Raw genomic sequence first — 22,331 nt, 5'->3', positions numbered from 1 at the left:
CTTTTGAGTTGCCTGAAGCCAATGGCTGCATATCCGTTTTTATTGGTTGACGCATTTACCGAAACCGCGCTAGGCGGCAATTCCTGCGCTGTGGTGCTCGATGCCGACGACCTCCCGCCTGAGCGGATGCAGCAACTGGCCCGCGAGTTCAACCAGCCCGAAACGGCCTTTGTGCGACGTTCTGCTTCTGCTGATTTCGCCGTGCGGTACTTCACCCCGGCCGAGGAGATTCCGCTGGCCGGGCACCCTACCATTGCCACCCTCACGGCTTTGCTGCACACCGGCCGCCTGGCCCGCCCTACCGGCCCCACCGAACTGGCTCTCACGCTGGAACTCCTCCACGGCCCCATTGCCGTGGCCGTGGAAGCGGCTGAGCCCGGGCAGCCCTGCCGGATTCATATGACGCAGCGCCGCCCCGTTTTCGGCCCCGTGCATGATGCCGCCGAGGTGCTGCCGATGTTCGGCCTCACCCCCGGCGACCTGCTGCCGGGAGCCGTCATTCAGACCGTGAGTACCGGCACGCCGCAGCTGATGGTGCCTCTGCGCGACATGGACGCGTTGCGGCGCGCCGGCCTGCCCCAGCCGGCGGCCCTGGAAGCCTACCGACAAGCCAGTGGTTTCTTTAGCTCCCACCTGTTCTGTCTGCAGGGCGCTACGCCGGCCGGCCAGACTTTTGCCCGCCATATCTGCACCCCACCCGACGTGCTGGAAGACCCCGTAACGGGCTCGGCGACGGGCGGCATGGCCGCTTACCTGTGGCATTACGGACTGCTGACTTCCCCTACGTTTGTGGCTGAGCAGGGCCATTGGCTGGGCCGGGCAGGCACCGTGCAGGTGCAGGTGTTGGGGCCGCCCCACGCCATTGAGGCTGTGCGCATCAGCGGCACGGCCGTGGTGGTAGTGCAGGGCCTCCTGACGTTGTAGCAGCCCTTGGCGCAACCGAAACCGGAGGTCGGCAGTTACTAGCGGGTACCCTATCCCCTGCCCTATTTCCATGCCCGAACTACCCGAAGTCGAAACCTACCGCCGCTTTCTCGATGAGCTGGTCACGCACCAGACCATTACTGCTTTCGAAGTCAAAGACACCCACGTACTGGGAGTCGATGAAGACACCCTGCGCCGCGCCGTAGTAGGCCGTACCGTCACGGGTACCAGTCGCCTGGGCAAAAACTGCTTCCTGCTGCTGGACGACGGCCGGGTGCTGGTGCTACATTTCGGCATGACCGGCGACGTGGGCGCCTACCGCGACGAAGCCGACGCCCCGCGCTTCACCCGCGTAGCTCTTCACCTTGATTCCGGGCTGCGTGTGGCCTTCGTGGATGCCCGCAAATTCGGCCGCATCCGGCTGGCCGACAGCGTGGACGCCTACCGGCAGACCAAAAAGCTGGGGCCAGATGCTTTGGATATTACGGTTGAGGAACTGCAAACTAAGCTCAGCCGGCGCAAAACCATCCTCAAGCCTCTACTACTCGACCAAAGCCTCACGGCCGGATTGGGTAACTGGATTGTAGATGAAGTACTGTTTCAGGCCAAAATACATCCGGAGCGTATTGCCAATACATTATCTGAGGCCGAATTCAGGCGGCTGCATGCGTCTATTCTATTGGTGTTACGTACGGCTATTGCGCACGAAGCCAACTACCGCCGGTTTCCGGCCAGCTTCCTTATTCACGCCCGCGAATGGGATGATTCCGCTACTCCCGGCACCGATGCCCATCTGCACTGTCCCCGCCACCCCCGTACGCTAATAGCAAAAACCTACGTTGGCGGTCGGGCCACCTACACCTGCCCGAGGTGCCAGCCTGAAGTTTGACAGAAGAATAGTCCTATTAGCTAAACTACTGCCCCGACTTGGTAAATAGTCGGGGTATTTTGTTTTAAAAGGATTTAACTGTCAAATAATCAAGAAAATACATCATTTATAGTACTTCTCAGATACATCGTTGGAAGAAACGACCAAATTTTGCAACCACCTGAACCAGTACGATTTATAATTAGTTAGATTTGCACAACGGCAGTCATCAGGCAGCCTGAGTAGTAGAGAAGTTGGACGTTTAACTGTGAGGCACATGCCGCAGAAGTACTACGCCGAAAAGCGTGTTGTTGCACATTCACCAAAAACCGTTTTCATGAAGAAACTGCCCGTATTCCTGAGCCTGTTGGCTAGCACCCTTGTGTTTGCCTCCTGCGAGAAAGAGATTGAGGAGATAAAGGACCCCGCCCAGGAAGTGGCAGCTGCCGCTGCAAATGCCCAATCGAAACCTGAGTTGCTGGCCGCCGGCCCTTGGCACCTGACCAGCCTCACGCTGGCCAGTGCTACTCCCGGCACCGCCGCCGCTCCGGCCGTCGATATATTACCCCGTATGAAAGCCGCCCAGCGCGACAATCAGCACACCTTCAAGGCCGATGGCAGCTACGTGCTGGACGAAGCCGCCGAGAAAGCCTACGCCGAAGCTCCCCAGCAGCTCACCGGTTCCTGGAAGCTGAACGGTGACTCCCTTACCGTGAGCCAGCCCAACGTAACGCGTCATTTCTTCGTGGAAGAGCTTAACACCACTACGCTGCGGGTGAAACTTACCCAGGCCGGTGCCCAGGGCACCACTACCTACACGTCGGTTTTCTCGCGATAATCCGCCCCGACGTTCCCACTGTTCAAACAAAACGCCCAACCGGCACCGGTTGGGCGTTTTGTTGTTAATCGGGTTATACCTGCAACTCACTTACGCGGCGTAGTTCTTCGCAGAGGAACTGATGCGCCGCTTGGCGTTGCGGGCCTGTCCCCAGCCGAAGCACGTCCACTGAGGCCAGCAGCTGGTGCCAGGCAGCATTCTGGCGGGCAGATTCGGGCAGGGTGGCGTAAAGCGGGCTCACAGCCAGGCCCCAGGTGGTACCGGCCGCATCGGGCCACACGTAGGTGGGCGGCGGGCTCCCGGGCGGCGGCGGCAATTGCGGCAGTTGGCTCCAGGCCGTGGGCAGGCCCTGCACGAAACCCGCCGGGTGCGCCGGAAATACGTAGGGCAAGCCATAGCGTAAAAAGCGCAGCACCGCCTGCCGCTGTACCGTACGGCCATCGGGCTGGAGCAAGCGGGCATACTGGCAGCGGCGCAGCGCATCGGAAATTTCGGCGGGGCTTATCAGCAGCGCGGCAGCCAAGTCTTTACCCTGCCAGGGAGCAGAAGGGAGCGTCAGAATTCGGAGGAGCACTACGATATCCTGGGGGCGCATGCCGTTGTGCTTACGCATACAAAAACACGGTTTAGAAGCATTCCTTCACGATTTGCGAATCACGAAGCGGACCTGATCCGGTCTATTATTGGTGAAAGTAGAAGACATAATCCAGTAAAAGCAAGTTTATTTAAAATTATTCTAAATAAAGGTTGCGTCATCAAGTTGGGTCGATACATTTGCCACTGTTTAGAATATATCTAAACAATAAATCATCTGCTCAGGGTCGCTGACTATCAGCACTGGGCAGCATTCCACTGGCAAATGCGTCTGCTTCTGTTCACCACTTTCGGAATTACGCTGCTGTATGCGGCCCTGCCGGGCCAGGCTCAGCAAGCTGCGGCCGATACCAGTGCCTACCGGCTCCAGCTGCGAGAAGTAGTCGTGACGGCTACCCGCACCGAGAAGGCGCTGACGGAGGTGCCCATTCCGGTGACGGTGGTGAGCAAGGCGCAGATCCGGACGATGGGAGCCGTGCGCCTGACCGATGTGCTGGGCGAGCAAACTGGCCTCACCATCGTAGCCGACCACGGGCGCGGCGTGCAGCTACAGGGCCTCAACCCCGAATACACCCTGATTCTGGTGGACGGGGAGCCGCTGATTGGCCGCACGGCAGGCACGCTGGAACTCTCGCGGGTGGCAGTAGGCAACATTGAGCGGGTAGAAGTGGTGAAGGGACCGGCCTCGGCGCTGTGGGGCTCGGAGGCGCTAGCGGGCGTGGTCAACATCATCACCCAGAAGCCCCAGGCTGGCACCCGGGGTGAGGTACGCCTGCGCTACGGCACTAACCGCACCACCGATGCGGGCGGCACTTTCAACTACCAGCACAACCGGCTAGGCCTGACGTTCTTCGGCAATCGGTACAGCTCGGCAGGCTACTCGCTACAGCCGGCCACCGGCGAGGCCACCGTGCCGCCCTTCGCCAGCTACACCGGTCAGAGCCGGGTGACGTACCGCCTGGATGACAAAACGACGCTGAGTACATCGGGACGGCATTTTGTTGAAAAACAGACCAATACCCTTACTATCAGTGGGGGAAATGGCCAGAAGGCGCAAGTCCGGCTGGCGGCCCGGCAGCAGGATTTCAGTCTGAACCCTTCACTCACGCGCAGTTTTTCGGATAAGCTGTTGGGCACGCTGCGCTTCTACCATGCCAGCTACCGTACTCGGGAAAATTACACCTACGCGGCCGACGGTGCGCCCTACGACGCGAGCTACTTCCACCAGACCTTCACGCGGCCCGAAGCCCAGCTCGACTGGCGGCTACACCCCAATCATACCCTCACGGTGGGCGGCGGCTACCTGCTGGAAGCCGTGGAAGCTACCCGCTACGACCAGCGCCAGCAGATGCGTTCCGGCTACGGCTACGTGCAGGACGACTGGACGCCGCTGCCGGGCCTGAACCTGGTGGCCGGGGCCCGGTTCGATGGACACAGCCAGTACCAGAGCCAGCTCAGTCCCAAGCTCTCGGGGCGCTACCAGGTGCGGCCGTGGCTGGCGGTGCGGGCCACGGCAGGCCGAGGTTTCCGGGCCCCGGATTTCCGCCAGCTCTACCTCAATTTCTCGAACCCGGCCGTGGGCTACAGCGTGTTCGGCACCCACCAGGTGCGGGAGAAAGTGGCCCAGCTGGCGGCCCAGGGCCAATTGGCCCTGGACCCGGCTACCGGGCAGCCGCTCGTGAATGAGGCCCTGTTGGAGCAGGCCAGCCAACTGACTGCCGAAAGCTCCCGGGCCTACAACATAGGGCTGCAGGCTGACCCCAACGAGAAGCTGCGTCTGACGGTCAACTTCTTCCACAACGACCTGCGCGACCTGATTGAAACGGCCGCCGTGGCGCAGAAAACCAACGGGCAGGCGGTGTACTCTTACCGCAACGTGAGCCGGGCTTACACCCAGGGTATGGAGGCCGAAGCCCGCTACCGGCTGCGGCCCGGCCTCACGCTCAGCGGTGGCTACCAGTACCTGCTGGCGAAGGACCGGGACGTGCTGGCCCGGCTGGCGGCCGGCTCCCTCTACCGCCGCGACCCGGAAACGCTGGAAACGGTGCGCCTCAGCCGGGCCGATTACGGGGGGCTTTTCAACCGCTCCCGCCACACGGCCAACCTGAAGCTCTTCTATGACAATACGGCCCGGGGCTGGTCGGGGAGCGTGCGGGGCGTGTACCGGGGCCGCTACGGCCTGCAGGACCGCAACGGCAACCAGATTCTGGACGCCGCCAACGAGTACGTGCGGGGCTACTGGCTCTGGAACGTGGCGGCCGCCAAAACCCTGCGTCAGCGCTACATCCTGCAGGCCGGCCTCGATAACGTGCTGAATTACACCGATCCGGCCAATCTCAGCACTGTGCCCGGCCGCCTCTACTACACCAGCCTCAGCGTGGCCCTGGGCCGGCAGTAGGACATATTCGCTACTCCCCTCCCTACGCCTTCTTCATTTACCTCTTTTCCCTTTTTCATCATGATTAACCTGTTCTCCCGCCTTCCACTCCTAACCCTGATCGGAGCCGCTCTCAGCCTCGGCGCCTGCTCGAAAGATGACAACGACACCGCCGTGCAGCCCGCCGCCGACCTATCAATTGAAACCGCGAAGAATCTGACTCCGGCTGCCGGCGCGGTCAACCCCACCACTGGTCAGCCCGGCACACCCCGCCACTATGCCTTCTACAGCCTGGCCACCAAAAGTGAGGTTGCCTACACCGATTCCGCCACCACCAAATGGGATATTGCCGTGCGCGGCACTACCATCCTCGTGAACGGCGGCAGCAGCGGCCCGGGCCAGGGCGGGGCCATTGTGAAGGAAGGCCTATTCGCGGAGCAAACCACGGCCCCAACCACTGGCTATCGGGTAGATACGGCCACGGAAAAAGCCATCAAAACCGGCTCCGGCAACGGCTGGTATTCCTACAACTCCACCACCCACGTTGTGGCGCCCATTGCCGGCCGGGTGCTGCTGCTGCGCACGGCCACCGGCAAATACGCCCGGCTGGAAATCGTGAGCTACTACAAGGATGCCCCCGCCACGCCCGTCGGCACCGAGCCCAGCGGCTACTACACCTTCCGCTACGTGTACCAGCCCGACGGCTCCACAAACCTGAAATAAGTCCGGCGCAAACGGCCCGCGCCACGCGGCAACGGAGCATGGTTGCCCGTCGGGCCGTTTGCTGTCGGCACAACTTAGCCGTTACGGGTCACCGGTTGCAGATTAAGCAGCCAGCCGTTTCAGGCGCGCTCAAAATCAACTTACTGCAACGCAAAAACGGCAACTCATCCTTCCTGACACATGTACTACTTTCGTTCTTTCCTGCTTTCTGGCCTGCTGCTGTCCCTCCTGGTGAGTAGCCGGGCCGTAGGGGCTACCACACCCCGCATCGTGTCGCTCAACGGCACCATCAGCGAAATTATCTGTGCGTTGGGCCGTCAGCCGCAGCTGGTGGGCGTGGATGTTACCAGTACATACCCGGAGGCTTTGGCCAAACTGCCGAAGGTGGGCCACACCCGCAACATTTCCGCCGAGGGCGTACTGGCCCTGAGCCCCACGCTGGTAGTGGGCACTACTGAGTCGCTGAAGCCGGAAGTGGCCGCCCAGCTTAGGGCAGCCGGCGTACCGGTGCATCTGTTCCGGCAAGACTGTTCCGCCGCCGGTACCCGGCAGCTGATTCAGGACGTAGCCGCCACGTTCGGGGCGTCAGCTCGGGTGCCCGCCGTCACGGCCCGGCTGGATGCTGAGCTGGCGAAGGTGCAGAAACCGGCGGCGGCTCCCAAAGTGCTGTTCATCTATGCCCGGGGTGCGGGCACGCTGATGGTGGCGGGCCAGGGCACTTCGGTGGAGAAAATCATGCAGCTGGCCGGAGCCCGCAATGCCGCCGTGGGCTTCTCCGACTTCAAGCCCCTGACCGCTGAAGCTCTGGTGGCCGCCAACCCCGATGTGCTGCTGCTTTTCGACAGCGGCCTGGCCAGCCTGGGCGGCAAAACAGGCCTGCTCCAGATTCCGGGCGTAGCCCAGACCACGGCGGGCCGCACCGGCCGCGTGGTGGAAATGGACGGGCAGCTGCTCACCGGTTTCGGGCCGCGCCTGGGCCAGGCCACGGCCGAGCTGGCCCGCAAGCTGCACTAGCTTTCCTTTCGCATGACAACCCTAACCCAACCTCTGCCCATTGCCGCCGCGCCAACTACACTACCTCCCCAACCGGCGCGGCACACTACTCCCATGCCCCGGCGGCAACGCCTGCTGCTGCCCGCGCTGCTGGTGCTGCTGCTGGTGGCGGTGGTAGCGGGTACGGAAGCCGGCGCCGTACCGATTCCAGTGTCGGCCCTACTGGGTATTCTGCTGCACAAGCTAGGCCTGAGTACCGGCTTTGCATTCGAGCCCCAGCAGGAGGCCGTGCTCTGGGCCATCCGGCTGCCCCGGGTGTGCCTGGGGGTGCTGGTGGGCGCGGCCCTGGGCCTGGCCGGTGCCAGCATGCAGGGCCTGTTCCGCAACCCCCTGGCCGATGCCGGCCTGATTGGCATTTCGTCGGGAGCTTCCCTGGCGGCCGTGGGCACGATTGTTCTGGAAGTGAAGCTAGTGGCTTTGTTTGCGGGTCTGGCGGTGGTGCGCGAGGCCCTGGGGTTCTACCTGCTGCCCACAGTAGCCTTTGCCGGGGCCTGCGGCACTACGCTGCTGGTGTACCGCATTTCGCGGGAGACCGGGCGCACGGTAATAGCCACGATGCTGCTGGTTGGCATGGCCATCAATGCCCTCACTGGGGCCTTAACGGGCCTGCTTACCTACGTGGCTACCGATGAACAGCTGCGGAGCATTACGTTCTGGGAACTGGGTAGCCTGGGCGGGGCTTCCTGGCCCACGGTGTTGCGGCTGCTGCCGTTTCTGGGGCTGCCGCTGCTGTGGCTGCCGCGCCTGGGTAAACCGCTGAATCTGCTGGCCCTGGGCGAAGAGCAGGCCAGCCACCTCGGCCTGCCCGTGGCCCGCCTCAAGCGCCAGTTGATTGGGCTGGCGACTCTGGCTGTGGGCGCGAGCGTGGCCGTGGTAGGAATCATCGGCTTTATCGGGCTGCTGGTGCCCCACCTGATCCGCCTGGTGGCCGGCCCCGATAACCGCCGGGTGCTGCCCGGCTCGGCGTTGGGTGGGGCCTCGGTGCTGGTGTTGGCCGATACGTTGGCTCGCACCGTGGTGGCTCCGGCCGAGCTACCCATCGGCATCCTCACCGCCCTGCTCGGGGCCCCGGTCTTCCTCTGGATTCTGCTGCGCCAACGACAGCTCCGGCCGGGCTGACAGCGTCCGGCTTTGCTCCTTTTTCTCCTGCTCCCGTCCGCTTGTCACGCTTCCAGGCTGAGGCTGAACATTCTTTGCCCTATTCCTTTCCTTATATGTTCGACGTTGAAGATCTGACGTACCAGACCGGACGAAAAACCCTGCTGCAAGAGGTTTCCTTCCGGGCCCGGCCGGGCGAGCTGCTGGCCGTGGTAGGCGCCAACGGGGCAGGTAAGTCCACGCTGCTACGCCTGCTCAGCGGCGACCTGCTCCCGACCGACGGCCACGTCCGGTTTGAAGGGCAGGCACTGGCCCAGCACTCCCCCGCCGCCCTGGCCCGGCAGCGAGCCATCCTTACCCAGCAGCACACGCTGGCCTTGGCCTTCCCGGTGGCCGAGCTGGTGATGATGGGCCGCTACCCGCACTTCCAGGGGTCACCTTCCGCCCTCGACCACTGGATTGTGGAGGCGGCCCTGAGTACGGTGGGCCTCTCGGAGCTGGCGGCCCGCTGCTACCCCACGCTTTCGGGCGGGGAGCAGCAGCGGGCCCAGCTGGCGCGAGTGCTGGCCCAGGTATGGGAGGCAACCAACGGCTTTTTACTGCTCGATGAGCCCCTCACCGGCCTCGACCTCCACCATCAGCACCACACCCTCGATATTGCCCGTGGCCTAGTGGCACGGGGATTCGGGGTGGTAGCCGTGCTCCACGACCTGAACCTAGCCGCCCAGTACGCCGACCGCCTGCTGCTACTACACCAGAGCCGGCCCGTGGCCTACGGGGCTCCGGATCAGGTATTGACCTGTGAGAACATTCACCACGCGTTTCAGCTGGAGGTACAGTTGCTGCCGCACCCTAGCCTCAGCTGTCCGCTCATTGTGCCCTGCCCGCGCGTAAGACACTAGGCTCATCTTTTCTTTCCACGTAGTTCATCTTCTTTTTCCCTCATGGAAATTCTCACCGATTCTCCTTCGCTGGCCACACGCTGGCTCACGTACCAACAGGAAAACCCGCAAAGCCGCATCCGCGACGCTGCCCGGACCTTGGGCACTAGTGAGGCCGCCTTGTTGGCCACGCGCTGCACCGGCCAGGCTGATTCTCCCGTCACGTTTCTGCGCGGCGACTTTCGGGAGTTGCTCAAACAGGTGCCCACGCTGGGCCGCGTAATGGCCCTCACCCGCAACGACAGCGTGGTACACGAGCGTAAGGGCCGGTACGAAAACGTCTCCTTCAACGGGCACGTGGGGCTGGTGCTGGGCGAGGACATTGACCTGCGCCTATTTATCAGCCACTGGCAGTTTGGGTTTGCCGTGGATGAAAACGGCCGCCGCAGCCTACAGTTTTTCGCGGCCGATGGCGAGGCCGTCCACAAAATCTACCTACTCGAAGAAAGCGACGCGGCGGCCTACGAGGTGCTGGTGGCGCAATTCCGCGCCGGCGAGCAGCCCAGTAGCCTGACCACACAGCCGGCCCCCGCTCCCGATCTGGAGGCCGACGATGCGGCCATCGACGTGGCAGGCTTCCGGACTGCCTGGCGCAGCTTGCAGGATACCCACGAGTTTTTTGGGCTGCTGCGTACGTTTGGGGTGAGTCGCACCCAGGCCCTGCGGCTGGGTCCGCCGGAGCTGCTGCGCCAGCTCGATGCAGCGGCCATTGACCGAGCATTGCGCGCCGCTTCTGAGCAGCAGTTGCCGGTTATGCTGTTCGTGGCCAGCCGGGGCTGCATCCAGATTCATACCGGCCTCACGGAGCGCATTGTACCCACCGGCCCCTGGCTTAACGTCCTCGACCCCGATTTTAACCTCCACCTCAAGCTCGGCGACGTGGCGCAGGCCTGGGCCGTGCAAAAGCCCACCGCCGACGGCATCGTTACCTCAATAGAGCTGTTTGATGCGGCCGGCCACAATCTGCTGCTGCTGTTCGGGAAGCGCAAGCCTGGCATTCCGGAGCAGGATTCCTGGCGCGAGTTGGTGGCGGCGTTGTAGCTGTACCCTGCCACGGTTGCATGCCAAAAGCCGGTTATCCTGCCCAATGTCAACTGTCACTTTTTTTGTGGAGAAACTGAACACGACCACCCTGCGCGTGAAACTCACGCAAAAAGGTGAGTAGGGTACCACTACTTATGCCTCCGTATTCTCGCGCTAAACGCCTCCCTGCTTCCCAACCACCGTTTACCAACAACCCCGTTCCGCTGGCACCAGCAGAACGGGGTTGTTGATTTTAGCGACTGGGTAATTGTGGCCGTTACAGTTTTCCTAGCCCGCCCAGCATAAACATGGCCGCGCAGGAGCCGAACCCAATCAGAAATACCAGCAGCGCACTCAGGAAATATGCTGCCGGGCCGCGCCGAAAATGCACGATGCCCAGCACTATATTCACCAGCGCCAGCCCCAGATACACCACTACAAACAGCACCACGGTAGTACCATCGGTGGGTTTGGCCAGCAGGCCCAGCAGTACGGCTGCGCCCAGCACGGCCAACAGATTGTTGCGCAGAATACGAGAGGCAGGTGTTGGCTCCGACATGGCAGGCAGTAGTTAGTGCATGTTTCCCAGTTTCAAATGCGTGGCACAGTCGCCGAAGCCAATCATAAACACCAGCAACGCCGCCAGCAGAAACCCGATACTGGTTTTGCCCCGGCCGCTGACCAGACAGCCCAGGAATAGTATACCGTTCACGAAAGCCATGGCGAAGAGCAGCACGAAAATCCCTTCGCCGCCGCCGGTGAGCAGCTGCCGCCCGATGTGCAATACCAATACCACGCCCAGGTTGATGAGCAGAATCCGGCCGATATGGTGTTTGGGTGCGGGAGTCGGTTCCATCTACAGTACTGGAATATCGCGCAGTACCTGCAGGCGGGCCAGTTTCTCCTCGTCGCGGTAGAGCATATTCATGGTTTCGAAGGGGATAATCTTGAGGTCCTTGCTTACGATGTGCACGCAGGACTTCTTGATGGCGCGCACGTCGAAATTCCAGGCATCCATAAACTGCAGAATGATGATACGGAACAGATTGTCGTAGCCCAGGTTGGGGGCCTGCACCTGCGGGAGGCAGCACAGCAGCTGGTTCATTTCGGGCAGCACGGTGTCCACGGTATTGGCGGTGCTGAACAGCTTGAGTAGGTGTTGGCGCAGGCGCGGGTCCCGCTCGTACACGATGGTGTTGCCGCCGCTCTGCAACAGGTCGGCGGGGTCGATGTAGCGGGTCAGCGGGAATACTTCGCCATCGAGCTTGAGGGCGTAGGCCATGGCCAGCGCGTCGGGGTTGCAGGGTACCGGCAGCAGGTCCTCGGCCGTGAATACCGGGCTCTGGTCGATGATGCCCTGGCGCACCTCGGTGAGGCTGAGCCGGTCGGTGGCGGGGTCGAAATGCTCTAGGCGCCCGGCGGCCTGGGTGGGCTGGAACGTGACGCCGCGCACGCACTTCTGCTTCAGGGCGAAATCGATGATTTCGCCCATTTCGTCGTCGTTGAGGCCCTTCTGCAGCGTGACGACCAGTGTGGTGCTGAGGTTGTACTTGTTGAGGTGCTCCAAGGCCTGCATCCGCACCTCGCGCAAATCCCGCCCGCGCAGACTCTCCAGCACCTCCTTCCGGAACGAGTCGAACTGCAGGTACACCTCGAAGGCCCCGGCGTAGGTAGCCAGCCGGGCCACAAATTCCTCGTCCTTGGCCAGGCGCACGCCGTTGGTGTTCACCATCAGGTGCTTGATGGGCTTGCGCTTGCACATATCCAGAATTTCCCAGAACTGCGGGTGCAACGTAGGCTCCCCGCCGGAAATCTGCACCACGTCGGGCTCCCCTTCGTTTTCCACCAGCACGTCTACCATCGCCTCCACCTCGGCCAGGGTGCGGTGCCGGCCGTGCAGGGGGCTGCTTTCGGCGTAGCAGGTGGGGCAGGTGAGGTTGCAGCGGTCCGTTATTTCGATGACGGTGAGGCAGCTGTGCTGCTCGTGGTCGGTGCAGAGGCCACAGTCGTAAGGGCAGCCGTAGTGAGTGGCGGTGTTGAAGCGGCGGGGCGTTTCGCTGGGCTTCACGTAGTTGCGGATGCTCTTGTAGTACTCAATGTCGGTGGCAATGAGCACGCGCTGCCGGCCGTGCTCGGGACAGCGCTTGAGCATGTACACGCCGCCATCTTCAAACACAATCTTGGCTTCCACCCGCCGCAGGCAATGCGGGCACAGGCTCAGGGTGAAGTCGTAGTAGGTATAGGGCCGTTCGGGCATGGTGAGGTTGTGATTTTTCTATCAACTTATCAGATTCCAGGAGGTAACTCGCTACTGAAATTGCACTTATTCTTCTGACTTTTCAGTTCATGAACAAAAGTGGAAAATCCCACCAGATGCTGATGAGCTTTTGCAGTATTTCCTCGCTTATCAATTAGAGTTAATAAACCTGACAAAGCACTGAAACGAACCTGTGCAACGTCTTCCCATTTGATTATCTGCTCTTTGCCCTTGAAATTCCTGGATATTACTTCTGATGAGTCAAATTGCAAACGGTGGTTCTTGTACCAAAGAAAACATGGCAGTGACAAACCCATCGTTAACAGGAAAAGAACACCAGTTGCTACAAATATTTCAGCTGTGTATTCTTCCGCTAATACTGGCATAAACAAAACAACTATACTCATTCCAATACCCAGAAGACCGATACATTGATATATTCTACTCATGTAAAGAGAATACCTTCCCTGCTCATAAGGCTCTACTCTTTTCCCACTGGCTTTATTCAAAAAATAAAGCATAATAAGAACTACTGCTGAAATTAGAAAGTAATGCATAATGCAAGTTACTGATTCACCGTATTGACGCTTGACTGGTATTTAACTTCTTCCCGTCCAAACAACCACGCATAATATCCCAACCCCGCCACGCAGGCCCATTGGATGGCGGTGAGGCCCCAGCCGGCCGGGGCGGGCGTGGGTTTGAGGAACTCCACCAGCAGCCGGAACAGCAGGTAACCTACCATAAAAAACCGGAACCGCCAGCCATCCGGCAGCGGCCCGCGCCGCTCCCGCAGCCAGAGCAACGCCCCCAGCAGCAGCAGCCACAGGATTTCGTAGAGGTTGGTGGGGTGGCGCGGCACGCCGTCGCCGAAGTTGATGGCCCAGGGCAGCATAGTAGCCGTGCCGAAGGTGCCATCTTCGAGACCCGAGAAGTGGCAGCCTAGCCGCCCGATGCCCATGCCCAGGATAACTGGGTACACCATTAAATCACCGCTGGACGTGGTGACGCCGAGGCGCTTTTTGGTCAGCTCCACCCCTACCAAACCGCCCAACAGGCCACCCACGATGGTTTTGTTGGTGAAGTAGTACAGCCAGCCCCCGGGCGGATTCGCCAGTAGGCCCGGGTGCTCCAGCAGACCCAGCAGCCGGGAGCCCAACAGCGCCCCGGCCGCGCAGCCCACGAATATCCAGAGGCGGTTTTCCTCTGAAATCGGGTCGAGGGTGCGGCGGCGCAGGTGCTGGTAGAGCCGGTAGCCGCCGGAATACGCCAGCACCTCCAGCAGCAGATGCACCGGCAGCACCAGCGGCCCCAAGGAAAGGTGAACGGGATAGGTCAAGTCGGTTGCCGGTTGTTGGCAGCAATTATACGAAGAACCCTATTCCATCCCAGTAGAACGATGTTCCAGACTTAGAATGTCATTCCGAACCCGGAACGTTATGCTGAGCGCAGGCGGAGCCGTAGTCGAAGCATCTCGCGTGCTGACAGTAGGAATACTATTGCAACATCAGCACGCGAGATGCTTCAACTACGCTCCGCATGACATTCCTTGTTGTACTGGCTATTTTTATCGCACAACCAAATCACCGCTCGTTATTCTCCGCTTCGGCCTTGCGGGTGAGGGTAGTGAGCCAGGATTTGGTTACCTCCGATTCGGCCTCGTAGCCGAAGCGCCGCTCGTTGCCGACCACGTCGGCGGGGCCGGGCAGGCTGCGGTTGGCCCAGCTGAGCAGGTTGGCGGTGGTGCCGGGCAGCAGGCCGTGAAAGAGGGAAAGCAGCTTGGCCGGCAACCCCAGAATCACCTCGGCGTCGCCGCGGCGGCAGGCGTTCCAGATTTCGCGGCCGGCCCGCTCCGCATCCATCGAAATGGCCGGCAGCGAATCGGCAATACTGAACCAGGCGTACTCCTTCTCGTGCTGGCCCTTGAGCGTGGCGTTGCGGGGGCTGCCGGTGCGCATCAGGCCGGGGCACACGGTGGTTACCTCAATGCCGTATTGCAGCAGCTCGGCCCGGAAGCCTTCCGAGAGGCCCACCAGCGCGAACTTGCCGGCGCTGTACGGCACTAAGTGCGGTACTGCCACCTTGCCGCCCACGGAGGCAATATTCACAATGCGGCCCTCGCCCCGGCGGCGCATGGCTGGCAGCACGGCCTGCATGGCATGCAGCGGAGCCCAGAAATGCACTTTCAGCGAATCCTCGTAATCCCGCACCTCCATGTGGTCGAGCGCCCCGACGCTGATGAGGCCGGCGTTGTTGATGAGCACCTCCACCGGCCCGAAACGCTGCTCTACTTCGGCCACCAATGTGCGCACCTCGGTGGGTTCCGACAGGTCGCGGGCCAGGGCCAGTACGTCGGCCCCACCGGCGGCCAGTTCCTGGCGGGCCCGCTCCAGCTCGTCGGCGTCGCGGGCGCAGATGGCGACGCGGGCACCCTCGGCTACCGCCTGCCGGGCCAGAATCAGGCCCAGTCCGCGCGAGCCGCCCGTGATGAGCACCACCCGGCCGCGCAGGTCGTAGTCGCCCCGGCGGTTGGCGTAGAGCGTGGCAGCGAACAGACCGATGGCGCTGGCAGCGGCCACCAGCAAAGAGTTGCGGGTATCAGGTTTCATAGGCGGGAGGGTTGGGGAGGTGGACAGCCGTTGTAAGCGAATCGAAAGGGAAAGGTTGCGCCGTGCATGCAGGTGCCCGAATATTTTTCCGCCCGAAATGGAATACCCCGGTCCGTTGCGGCGTTCTGGCAGTCCGGTTTGCAAAACTGGCATCATCTTTACTGCCTCAATTCCGAAGCGGCACTTCCCGTCGGCTTCGCTACTACCTACTTTCGGATTACATGAAAACTCATTTGCTGGCCGCTCTGCTGACCCTCACCACGGCCCCGGCCCTGTTGGCCCAGACCACGCCGGCCCGCTCCAAACCCCAGGCTAAACCTGTTACGACTACGGCCGCTGCCCGTCCTGCCCCAGTTCTCAACGAGCAGCAGGTAGAAGCCCGCGCCAACGCCCTTACCGACAACATGCAAAAGGCCCTGGGCCTGACACCACAGCAAGTGGAAAAAGTGCGTCAGATCAACCTGATCAGCGTACGAGGAGTGGAATCGGCCCGCCAGAAATACGCCCGCAACGTGCGCAAAATGGCCGGCGTGGTCGACGACATCGGCCAGGCGCGCCTCGCCATGCTCAAGGAAACCCTCTCCCCCGCCCAGTTTGATAAGTATCAGCGTAAGCGCGAGGAGAAGATGGGCGTCCCCAGTTCGCAAGGTGTACAAGGCAACCCCGTGCCCGGCCTGCCGGGCGGCGAGTAAAGTATTCATTGCGAGGACGAAGGAATGTAGTGTCAGTGCGAGGCATGTGACGCATCAAGCCAGTGTCCGAAGCAATCCGTCCTTGTCTGTATTCCAAGCTTCTAAAAGCAGAAAGCCCCTGGCATTGCGTATGTCAGGGGCTTTTTGTTTGCTAGGGCTTTTGCCTGCGTAAAGGACGGATTGACGCCGCTCTATTCGCGGAATGTCGTACCTCCTCGCAATGACAACCTCACTCGCTCACCATCTGCCAGCCCAGCTTCAGAATAAAGGCTGTGACGACTACCAGAAACAAGCCCCGCACGAAGCCGGTGCCGTGGCGCAGGGCCAGGTGCGCGCCCAGCGTGGAGCCCGCAATGTTGCTGACGGCCATCGGCAGGGCCACGGCCCACAGAATCTGACCGGTGTAGGCGAAGTAAGCCAGGGCCGCTAGGTTGGTGGCAATGTTCACCAGCTTGGCCGAGGCCGAGGACGTGATGAAGTCGAAGCCAAACAGCCCCACAAAGGCAAACAACAGAAACGAGCCCGTGCCCGGCCCGAAAAACCCGTCGTAGAACCCGATAACCATGCCCACCAGTGCGCCGTACAGCGGCTCCCGCCGCGGTGGTAGCTTGGGGGCGTGCAACGAGCCAAAATCCTTGCGCCAGAAGGTGTACACGGCAATTATCACCAGCAGACCCAGCACCAGTTTCGGCAGCAGCTCCTGGGGCAGCTGGCTTACCACCCGCGCCCCCAGAAACGAGAATACGCCCGCCACTACCGCCGCCGGCCCCACCGCCCGCCACTGAATGGGCACTTGCCCGGCGTAGCGCCGGAAGGCCGCCGCCGTTCCCAGCAGCGAGGATACTTTGCCAGTACCCAGAATGGTAGGTGTGGGCGTGCCTTTCAGCAGTAGCAGCATGGCGGGCAGCTGAATCAGGCCGCCGCCGCCCACAATGGCATCAATTAAACCGGCCAGAAAAGCCGCCCCACACAACAAACCCAGCGTCAAAGTCGAAATCATACGGCCGCGAAGATAGCGCCGTGACGCACCCGGCCCGGCAGTTCCGGGGCTTTTCTTTCTCTACCGGGTACGTCCTGCGGCCCGCCTCGTGCTTACTTGCCCGGGACGGCCCCGGAACGGTCGGCTACCGGAACGCCGGGAGCTTCCAGGGGCCGGGGCGGACCGAAAAACAGCTGGTAAAACCCCAGAATCCGGCGCTTCTCCAGCAGGAAGAACAGCCCCGTACACAGCACCGTGGTGGCCACAATCACGGCAAAGGTGATGGTCTGGATGGTGGCTCCGCCGGGCATTCCGCGCTGGGCCGGCAGTGTGGCCAGCACTGCGGCCCCCAGGCCCTTCGGAATCATGATGCTCATCAGGGCCATATCGAACTGCGGGGTGGTTTTGTCGGCGGCGGCCAGCACCACCGGGATGCGCACCACAAACAGCACCAGGGCCATACCTATGCCCAGCGCAATCAGCCCCGGATCATCGAGCACGATGGACAGGCCCACGTACACGAAGAAAAACGTGCGCAGCAGAAACACGATTTCGGCGAAGAAATCCTTCTCCACGGTGGTCAGCTCCACCGTTTGGTTGGGCAGTACCGGGCGTAGCCAGCCCCGGCGCAGCAGCGGCAGGTTGCCCAGCGTGATGCTGAAAAACAGTACCGCAATGGGGCCACTGAACTGCAGCAGTTCCACCACCCCGTACAGAATAAAGGCGAAGGCCGGCGTCGAAAACCGGGTTTTCAGTAGCGTGGGCACCTTGCTCAGCAGCATCAGCCACACGTAGCCGCCACCGGCCCCGGCCAGCAATGCCCCCACCAGCGCCACCAGCAGCTGACTAAACAAACCGGCCACGTTCAGGGTAGCGCCCGTGGAAAAGCTGATGAGCGCAATGGGAATGCCCAGCGTGTACACGTCGCTGAAGGCCGATTCCATGACCAGCGTGGTAGAAGTTTGGGGTAGAATGTGTACCTCCCGGGCCAGTGTGGTAACTACCGCCGACGAGGTGCCGCCCAGAATGGTGCCCAGAATCAGGGAGCTGAGAAAGTCCAGGTTGGTTAGCCACTGGGCCAGCGCCGACACCACCAGCGCCGTCACGATAAAGTTGAGGGTGGTAAGCGCCACCGTGCCGCGCAGGGCCGAGCGCAACTGGTTGAAGCGCACCTCCAGCCCGCTTTCAAACAGGATAAACACCAGCACCAGGTTGGTAAATACCCGCCCCGCCCGCCCGAAAGCGGCGGGGTCAATCAGGTGAAATACCGGCCCCAGCAGCATCCCCACCAGCAGCAGGCCCACCACATCGGGCACTTTGGTGCGCTGGAACAGCTGGGCCAGGTAATGCCCCAGAAAAATCAGAAAGCCAATAAGAATGATCAGTAAGGGAGTCGTCATGCGAGCAAAAAACCGGTGGCAGGTGCAGTGGCGCGGGTTTGCCCTGTACGGCAAAACCCGCCGCCCAACCCGGCGGCGGCCCAATATAGCGGCCAGGCCGGCCCCATCGGCAACAAATTATCCGGACAGTGGAACCAGAATACCTGGCCGACTTGTATACATGAACAAATGATCATACATTTGCATACCGTATGGCACCAACCTCCGCTCCCGTCGAAATGAACCTGTCCATCGAAAAGATGGAAAAGGTGGCCTTCATTCTTAAAACCACGGCCCACCCCACCCGCATTGCCATTGTGCAGCTGCTGGCGGCCCAGGAAAGCCTGTCGGTAAACGACATCAGCGAGCGGCTGAACATTGAGCAGAGCCTGGCCTCCCACCACCTCTCGGGCATGAAGCTGAAGGGCATCCTGAGCAGCTCCCGCGACGGCAAAAACGTGTTCTACTCCCTGAAAATGCGCGAAGTGGTGGATGTTATCCAGTGCATTGCCGCGTGTACATTCCTGTAGCGGACGCGGCTTTTTTTTACCGCAATATATGAACAATCATTCATAAATACATACGTTCAGCTTTTCATGTTACACGCCGCCGGATACGTTGCTGCCATTTTTATCGGGCTTTCGCTGGGCATTATGGGCGGGGGCGGCTCCATCCTCACGGTGCCCGTGCTGGTGTATCTGATGGGCGTGAGTCCGGTCCTGAGCACGGCCTACTCGCTGTTTGTGGTGGGCTCGACTTCGGTGGTGGGCGCTTCGGGCTACTTCCGCAAGGGGCTGGTGTCGCTGAAAACGGCACTGGTGTTTCTGGGACCGTCGTTGGCGGCGGTGTTTGCGGTGCGGCGGCTGGTAATGCCGGCCATTCCGGCGGAGCTGTTTGCGGTGGGCGGGCTAGTGGTTACCAAAGATTTGCTGGTGCTGGTGGCCTTTGCCGGGCTGATGGTGGTGGCCGCCGCGTCCATGATCCGGAGCCGGGGGCCGGAAGCGCCGCTGGCAACTGGTGGGCAACCGCCGTTCAACTACCCGCTGGTGCTGGGCATCGGGCTGGTGGTGGGCACGCTCACGGGCTTTGTGGGAGCAGGCGGCGGCTTCCTGATTATCCCGGCCCTGGTGCTGGGCGCGCGTCTGCCCATGAAGCTGGCCGTGGGCACGTCCCTGGTCATCATTGCCCTGAACTCACTGATTGGGTTCAGTGGCGACCTGAGCGCGGGCACGCCCATTGCCTGGCCGTTTCTGCTGGGGTTTCTGGCATTTGCGCTGGCGGGCATCGTGGCGGGCACCTACCTGGCCCGCTTCATCCCCGGCGAGAGGCTCCGGCCGGCTTTCGGGTGGTTTACGCTGGCCATGGGCACATTTATCCTGCTGCGGGAGCTGGTTTTCTAACGTTCTACGAGCCGGCTCCAACGGGCCAGTTATGCATTCATTTCTTTCTCTAGTTGCTTTTTGCCATGAAAATCGAGCAGTTTGAAGACAAGGGCCTGGCCCACTTTTCCTACGCCATCCTGAGCGAGTGCGCCCGCGAAATCGTGCTCATCGACCCGGCCCGCGACCCGCAGCCGTACTACGATTTTGCCCGGGCCCACGAGGCCCGCATCGTGACCGTTATCGAGACGCACCCGCATGCCGACTTCGTGAGCAGCCACCTGGAAATTGCCCAGACTACGGGGGCCGTTATCCGCGTCAGCCGGCTGCTGGGGGCCGATTATCCGCACCAAAGCTTTGATGAGGGCGACTCCTTCACCAGCGGCAAGCTCACTTTCCGGGCCCTGAACACGCCCGGCCACTCGCCCGATTCCATCAGCATCGTGCTCAGCCGCGCGGGACAGGACGTGGCCGTTTTCACCGGCGACACGCTGTTTATCGGCGACGTGGGCCGGCCCGACCTGCGCGAGAAGGCCGGCAACCTCATGGCCCAGCGCGAGGAGCTGGCCCGGCAGATGTACCACTCCCTGCGCGACAAGCTCCTGCCCCTGGCCGATGCCGTGCTGGTGTACCCGGCCCACGGCGCGGGCAGCCTCTGCGGCAAGGCCCTGAGCGGGGCCAGCAGCAGCAGCATCGGCGACGAGAAATTCGGCAACCCCATGCTGCGGGACATGAGCGAGGCAGACTTCGTGCGGGAGTTGCTCCAGGACCAGCCGTTTATCCCGAAGTATTTCGGCTACGACGTGGCCCTGAACAAAGCCGGTGCCCCGGCCTACGCCCCCGGCGTGCAGCAGGTGCAGCGTCTGGCAGCCGGAGCCGATTTGCAGCCCGGCGCGGTGCTGGTAGATGCCCGGCCCGAAGCGGAGTTCAAACAAGGCCACGCCGCAGGGGCGCTCAACATTCAGCAGGGCGGCAAATTCGAAACCTGGCTGGGCTCGATTGTGGGGCCCGAGGAGCAGTTTTACCTGATAGCCCCCGACGAGGCCACGCGGGAAGACCTGATCCGCAAAACCGCCAAAATCGGGTACGAAGCCCTGGCGCTGGGGGCGCTGGTGGGCACGCCGGATACGACGGCCACGCTGCCGCTGCTGGAGGTGACACAGTTCCGCCAGCACCCGGCGCAGTACACCATCGTGGATATCCGCTCGGCCACCGAGCACCGCGACGAGCCGCTATTTGCCGGTTCGCTCAACATTCCGCTGCCCGAATTGCGCGAGCGGGCCCCGGAAATTCCGGCTGGTAAGCCCGTAGTGATGCATTGCGCCGGCGGCTACCGCTCGGCGGCGGGCAGCAGCATTGTGGCCGCTGCCTTGCCCGAGGCCACCGTTTTCGATCTGGGCGAAGCGGTGAAGTCGTTTTTCTAATAAGCCCTCGTTTTTCCTTGCCTGATGTTTGATTTTCTGAAGCCCAAGCCCGCCGCGTACCAGAACCTGAGTCCTGAGCAGTTTGCGGTGGCCTTGCGCCAGCCCGAAGCACTGCTGCTGGATGTGCGGCGGCCCGAGGAGTTTGCCAGCGGCCACCTGCCCGGCGCCCTCAACGTGGAGGTTACCGCCCCCGATTTCGCCCAACGCGTGGCGGCCCTCGACCACAGCCGGCCGGTGTACGTGTACTGCCGCAGCGGGGCGCGCTCAGCTTCGGCCGCCCGGCAGCTCAGCGGGGCCGGCTTCCCAGCCGTGGCCCATCTGGTCGGCGGTGTCCTCGACTGGCCCGGACCGCTGGTGCGGTAGACCGGAGTAGCGACGCGACCCTTCGCGTCTCGGCGCGTGCTGATGTTGTTTACTGAGTGCGGTTCCGAGTCGTTCAACGGGTAGACGCGAAGTGTCGCGTCTCTACATTGTTCAGGCCGATTTTTCTCCTCCAATTTCCTTTCCAAGATGGATTCTTCCGCGGCCGATAAGGCGCACTGGGAAAAGATATACGCCCACAAACAGCCCCAGGAGCTGAGCTGGACGCAGCCGGTGCCGGCCACCTCCTTGCTGTTTATCGAAGCCTTCAACCTGCCCCGGGAAGCCCCGATTATTGACGTGGGCGGTGGCGACAGTCGGCTAGTTGATCATCTGCTGGCGGCCGGCTACCGTAACCTCACGGTGCTGGATATTTCCGGGGTGGCTTTGGCCCGGGCGCGGCAGCGGCTGGGCGCAGCGGCCCGGCATGTGCAGTGGGTGGAGGCCGATGTGCGCGCCTTTGTGCCGCCCACCCGCTATGCCCTCTGGCACGACCGGGCCGCGTTTCACTTCCTCACCACCGCCCCCGAAATAGCCCACTATCTGCACCTGGCCCGCACGGCCGTGGACCCCGGGGGCTACCTGACGCTGGGCACGTTCTCGCCGGCCGGCCCGACTAAGTGTAGCGGCCTGCCCATCCGCCAGTACAGCGAGGCCAGCCTCACGGCCGAGCTGCACACCGGGTTCCGGAAGCTGCGCTGCCTCACCGAGGACCACCAGACGCCCTTCCAGACCACCCAGAACTTCCTGTTCTGCTCCTTCCAGCGCCAGACTGCTCCGGCGGCCTGATCTTCTGTTTGCTTTGTTTCCCTG

The 22,331-nt window shown here is 61.9% G+C and carries 24 protein-coding genes; 15 read left to right on the top strand and 9 right to left on the bottom strand.

The window, feature by feature from the left end:
• The first annotated feature begins 21 nt into the window (after positions 1-21).
• The 3 genes from HSW_RS09955 (at position 22) to HSW_RS09945 (ending at position 2,630) form a co-directional block, all read left to right on the top strand.
• Positions 22-924: a PhzF family phenazine biosynthesis protein gene (locus HSW_RS09955; protein WP_044001811.1), complete on the top strand. Its 903-nt coding sequence runs from the start codon at positions 22-24 to the stop codon at positions 922-924.
• A 70-nt stretch (positions 925-994) separates the two neighbouring features.
• A complete protein-coding gene (mutM, locus tag HSW_RS09950; protein ID WP_044001810.1) occupies positions 995-1,813 on the top strand; it encodes a DNA-formamidopyrimidine glycosylase in 819 nt (272 codons plus the stop codon).
• 316 nt (positions 1,814-2,129) lie between these two features.
• Positions 2,130-2,630, top strand: a complete 501-nt coding sequence (locus HSW_RS09945; protein ID WP_044001809.1) for a DUF5004 domain-containing protein — start codon at positions 2,130-2,132, stop codon at positions 2,628-2,630.
• A 73-nt stretch (positions 2,631-2,703) separates the two neighbouring features.
• Here HSW_RS09945 and HSW_RS09940 read toward each other — a convergent pair whose 3' ends face one another.
• Positions 2,704-3,243 carry a hypothetical protein gene (locus tag HSW_RS09940; protein ID WP_052346311.1) on the bottom strand — a complete coding sequence of 180 codons (540 nt, stop codon included), beginning with the start codon at positions 3,241-3,243 and terminating at the stop codon, positions 2,704-2,706.
• 246 nt (positions 3,244-3,489) lie between these two features.
• Here HSW_RS09940 and HSW_RS09935 point away from each other — a divergent pair, with 246 nt between their 5' ends.
• The 6 genes from HSW_RS09935 to HSW_RS09910 all read left to right on the top strand — a co-directional run bounded on the left by HSW_RS09935 (position 3,490) and on the right by HSW_RS09910 (position 10,457).
• Positions 3,490-5,622, top strand: coding sequence for a TonB-dependent receptor plug domain-containing protein (locus tag HSW_RS09935; RefSeq protein WP_081768350.1), 2,133 nt, complete (start codon positions 3,490-3,492; stop codon positions 5,620-5,622).
• Between the two features lie 60 nt (positions 5,623-5,682).
• Positions 5,683-6,324: an HmuY family protein gene (locus tag HSW_RS09930; protein ID WP_081768349.1), complete on the top strand. Its 642-nt coding sequence runs from the start codon at positions 5,683-5,685 to the stop codon at positions 6,322-6,324.
• Positions 6,325-6,504: 180 nt separating this feature from the next.
• The gene (locus tag HSW_RS09925) at positions 6,505-7,338 is read left to right on the top strand and encodes a heme/hemin ABC transporter substrate-binding protein (RefSeq protein ID WP_044001808.1); all 834 of its coding nucleotides are present in this window, start codon (positions 6,505-6,507) and stop codon (positions 7,336-7,338) included.
• Positions 7,339-7,350: 12 nt separating this feature from the next.
• A complete protein-coding gene (locus HSW_RS09920; protein WP_231501385.1) occupies positions 7,351-8,496 on the top strand; it encodes a FecCD family ABC transporter permease in 1,146 nt (381 codons plus the stop codon).
• Positions 8,497-8,537: 41 nt separating this feature from the next.
• Positions 8,538-9,377 (top strand): heme ABC transporter ATP-binding protein, encoded by an 840-nt coding sequence (locus HSW_RS09915; RefSeq protein ID WP_449404339.1) that lies wholly within the window; start codon positions 8,538-8,540, stop codon positions 9,375-9,377.
• Between the two features lie 42 nt (positions 9,378-9,419).
• Positions 9,420-10,457, top strand: coding sequence for a hemin-degrading factor (locus HSW_RS09910; RefSeq protein ID WP_044001805.1), 1,038 nt, complete (start codon positions 9,420-9,422; stop codon positions 10,455-10,457).
• 259 nt (positions 10,458-10,716) lie between these two features.
• Here the strand turns inward: HSW_RS09910 and HSW_RS09905 are convergent, their stop codons facing one another.
• The 6 genes from HSW_RS09905 to HSW_RS09885 form a co-directional block, all read right to left on the bottom strand.
• Positions 10,717-10,998, bottom strand: coding sequence for a hypothetical protein (locus HSW_RS09905; RefSeq protein WP_044001804.1), 282 nt, complete (start codon positions 10,996-10,998; stop codon positions 10,717-10,719).
• A 12-nt stretch (positions 10,999-11,010) separates the two neighbouring features.
• Entirely contained in the window at positions 11,011-11,295 is a 285-nt protein-coding gene (locus tag HSW_RS09900; RefSeq protein ID WP_044001803.1) for a hypothetical protein, read from the bottom strand.
• Positions 11,296-12,696: a radical SAM protein gene (locus tag HSW_RS09895; RefSeq protein ID WP_044001802.1), complete on the bottom strand. Its 1,401-nt coding sequence runs from the start codon at positions 12,694-12,696 to the stop codon at positions 11,296-11,298.
• Between the two features lie 29 nt (positions 12,697-12,725).
• Positions 12,726-13,253 (bottom strand): hypothetical protein, encoded by a 528-nt coding sequence (locus HSW_RS24230; protein ID WP_155832909.1) that lies wholly within the window; start codon positions 13,251-13,253, stop codon positions 12,726-12,728.
• Positions 13,254-13,261: 8 nt separating this feature from the next.
• Complete coding sequence (locus HSW_RS09890) at positions 13,262-14,035, bottom strand: prolipoprotein diacylglyceryl transferase family protein (RefSeq protein ID WP_044001801.1); 774 nt, start codon at positions 14,033-14,035, stop codon at positions 13,262-13,264.
• A gap of 244 nt (positions 14,036-14,279) precedes the next feature.
• Positions 14,280-15,305, bottom strand: a complete 1,026-nt coding sequence (locus HSW_RS09885) for an SDR family NAD(P)-dependent oxidoreductase (RefSeq protein ID WP_044001800.1) — start codon at positions 15,303-15,305, stop codon at positions 14,280-14,282.
• A gap of 221 nt (positions 15,306-15,526) precedes the next feature.
• Between HSW_RS09885 and HSW_RS09880 the strand changes: the two genes are divergently transcribed.
• Positions 15,527-15,997 carry a hypothetical protein gene (locus tag HSW_RS09880; RefSeq protein WP_052346310.1) on the top strand — a complete coding sequence of 157 codons (471 nt, stop codon included), beginning with the start codon at positions 15,527-15,529 and terminating at the stop codon, positions 15,995-15,997.
• A gap of 229 nt (positions 15,998-16,226) precedes the next feature.
• Here the strand turns inward: HSW_RS09880 and HSW_RS09875 are convergent, their stop codons facing one another.
• Both HSW_RS09875 and HSW_RS09870 read right to left on the bottom strand, forming a co-directional pair.
• Positions 16,227-16,997: a sulfite exporter TauE/SafE family protein gene (locus HSW_RS09875; RefSeq protein ID WP_044001799.1), complete on the bottom strand. Its 771-nt coding sequence runs from the start codon at positions 16,995-16,997 to the stop codon at positions 16,227-16,229.
• 92 nt (positions 16,998-17,089) lie between these two features.
• Entirely contained in the window at positions 17,090-18,376 is a 1,287-nt protein-coding gene (locus tag HSW_RS09870; protein ID WP_044001798.1) for a cation:proton antiporter domain-containing protein, read from the bottom strand.
• 191 nt (positions 18,377-18,567) lie between these two features.
• On the opposite strand from HSW_RS09870, the gene HSW_RS09865 reads away from it, so the two are divergent.
• From HSW_RS09865 to HSW_RS09845, 5 genes are all read left to right on the top strand, one after another.
• Positions 18,568-18,885: an ArsR/SmtB family transcription factor gene (locus tag HSW_RS09865; protein WP_231501384.1), complete on the top strand. Its 318-nt coding sequence runs from the start codon at positions 18,568-18,570 to the stop codon at positions 18,883-18,885.
• A 66-nt stretch (positions 18,886-18,951) separates the two neighbouring features.
• Positions 18,952-19,755 (top strand): sulfite exporter TauE/SafE family protein, encoded by an 804-nt coding sequence (locus tag HSW_RS09860; RefSeq protein ID WP_044001796.1) that lies wholly within the window; start codon positions 18,952-18,954, stop codon positions 19,753-19,755.
• Between the two features lie 65 nt (positions 19,756-19,820).
• Positions 19,821-21,158 (top strand): MBL fold metallo-hydrolase, encoded by a 1,338-nt coding sequence (locus HSW_RS09855; RefSeq protein ID WP_044001795.1) that lies wholly within the window; start codon positions 19,821-19,823, stop codon positions 21,156-21,158.
• A gap of 24 nt (positions 21,159-21,182) precedes the next feature.
• Positions 21,183-21,521, top strand: coding sequence for a rhodanese-like domain-containing protein (locus HSW_RS09850; protein WP_044001794.1), 339 nt, complete (start codon positions 21,183-21,185; stop codon positions 21,519-21,521).
• Positions 21,522-21,668: 147 nt separating this feature from the next.
• Positions 21,669-22,307 carry a class I SAM-dependent methyltransferase gene (locus HSW_RS09845; protein ID WP_044001793.1) on the top strand — a complete coding sequence of 213 codons (639 nt, stop codon included), beginning with the start codon at positions 21,669-21,671 and terminating at the stop codon, positions 22,305-22,307.
• The last annotated feature ends 24 nt before the right edge of the window (positions 22,308-22,331 follow it).

This window comes from Hymenobacter swuensis DY53 (assembly GCF_000576555.1).
Classification (GTDB): Bacteria; Bacteroidota; Bacteroidia; order Cytophagales; family Hymenobacteraceae; genus Hymenobacter; species Hymenobacter swuensis.
Note: the sequence above shows the minus strand (reverse complement) of the source record. Positions and strands in the feature narration are given on the sequence as shown.

What these genes read in the sequence shown, in the direction of transcription:
- HSW_RS24230 (WP_155832909.1), bottom strand. Translation starts at nt 13,253, where the DNA reads ATGCATTACTTTCTAATTTCAGCAGTAGTTCTTATTATGCTTTATTTT.
- HSW_RS09875 (WP_044001799.1), bottom strand. Translation starts at nt 16,997, where the DNA reads ATGATTTCGACTTTGACGCTGGGTTTGTTGTGTGGGGCGGCTTTTCTG.
- HSW_RS09930 (WP_081768349.1), top strand. Translation starts at nt 5,683, where the DNA reads ATGATTAACCTGTTCTCCCGCCTTCCACTCCTAACCCTGATCGGAGCC.
- HSW_RS09895 (WP_044001802.1), bottom strand. Translation starts at nt 12,696, where the DNA reads ATGCCCGAACGGCCCTATACCTACTACGACTTCACCCTGAGCCTGTGC.
- HSW_RS09870 (WP_044001798.1), bottom strand. Translation starts at nt 18,376, where the DNA reads ATGACGACTCCCTTACTGATCATTCTTATTGGCTTTCTGATTTTTCTG.
- HSW_RS09880 (WP_052346310.1), top strand. Translation starts at nt 15,527, where the DNA reads ATGAAAACTCATTTGCTGGCCGCTCTGCTGACCCTCACCACGGCCCCG.
- HSW_RS09905 (WP_044001804.1), bottom strand. Translation starts at nt 10,998, where the DNA reads ATGTCGGAGCCAACACCTGCCTCTCGTATTCTGCGCAACAATCTGTTG.
- HSW_RS09940 (WP_052346311.1), bottom strand. Translation starts at nt 3,243, where the DNA reads ATGCGTAAGCACAACGGCATGCGCCCCCAGGATATCGTAGTGCTCCTC.
- HSW_RS09885 (WP_044001800.1), bottom strand. Translation starts at nt 15,305, where the DNA reads ATGAAACCTGATACCCGCAACTCTTTGCTGGTGGCCGCTGCCAGCGCC.
- HSW_RS09955 (WP_044001811.1), top strand. Translation starts at nt 22, where the DNA reads ATGGCTGCATATCCGTTTTTATTGGTTGACGCATTTACCGAAACCGCG.
- HSW_RS09855 (WP_044001795.1), top strand. Translation starts at nt 19,821, where the DNA reads ATGAAAATCGAGCAGTTTGAAGACAAGGGCCTGGCCCACTTTTCCTAC.
- HSW_RS09935 (WP_081768350.1), top strand. Translation starts at nt 3,490, where the DNA reads ATGCGTCTGCTTCTGTTCACCACTTTCGGAATTACGCTGCTGTATGCG.
- HSW_RS09845 (WP_044001793.1), top strand. Translation starts at nt 21,669, where the DNA reads ATGGATTCTTCCGCGGCCGATAAGGCGCACTGGGAAAAGATATACGCC.
- HSW_RS09925 (WP_044001808.1), top strand. Translation starts at nt 6,505, where the DNA reads ATGTACTACTTTCGTTCTTTCCTGCTTTCTGGCCTGCTGCTGTCCCTC.
- HSW_RS09920 (WP_231501385.1), top strand. Translation starts at nt 7,351, where the DNA reads ATGACAACCCTAACCCAACCTCTGCCCATTGCCGCCGCGCCAACTACA.
- HSW_RS09945 (WP_044001809.1), top strand. Translation starts at nt 2,130, where the DNA reads ATGAAGAAACTGCCCGTATTCCTGAGCCTGTTGGCTAGCACCCTTGTG.
- HSW_RS09865 (WP_231501384.1), top strand. Translation starts at nt 18,568, where the DNA reads ATGGCACCAACCTCCGCTCCCGTCGAAATGAACCTGTCCATCGAAAAG.
- HSW_RS09910 (WP_044001805.1), top strand. Translation starts at nt 9,420, where the DNA reads ATGGAAATTCTCACCGATTCTCCTTCGCTGGCCACACGCTGGCTCACG.
- HSW_RS09850 (WP_044001794.1), top strand. Translation starts at nt 21,183, where the DNA reads ATGTTTGATTTTCTGAAGCCCAAGCCCGCCGCGTACCAGAACCTGAGT.
- HSW_RS09900 (WP_044001803.1), bottom strand. Translation starts at nt 11,295, where the DNA reads ATGGAACCGACTCCCGCACCCAAACACCATATCGGCCGGATTCTGCTC.
- mutM (WP_044001810.1), top strand. Translation starts at nt 995, where the DNA reads ATGCCCGAACTACCCGAAGTCGAAACCTACCGCCGCTTTCTCGATGAG.
- HSW_RS09860 (WP_044001796.1), top strand. Translation starts at nt 18,952, where the DNA reads ATGTTACACGCCGCCGGATACGTTGCTGCCATTTTTATCGGGCTTTCG.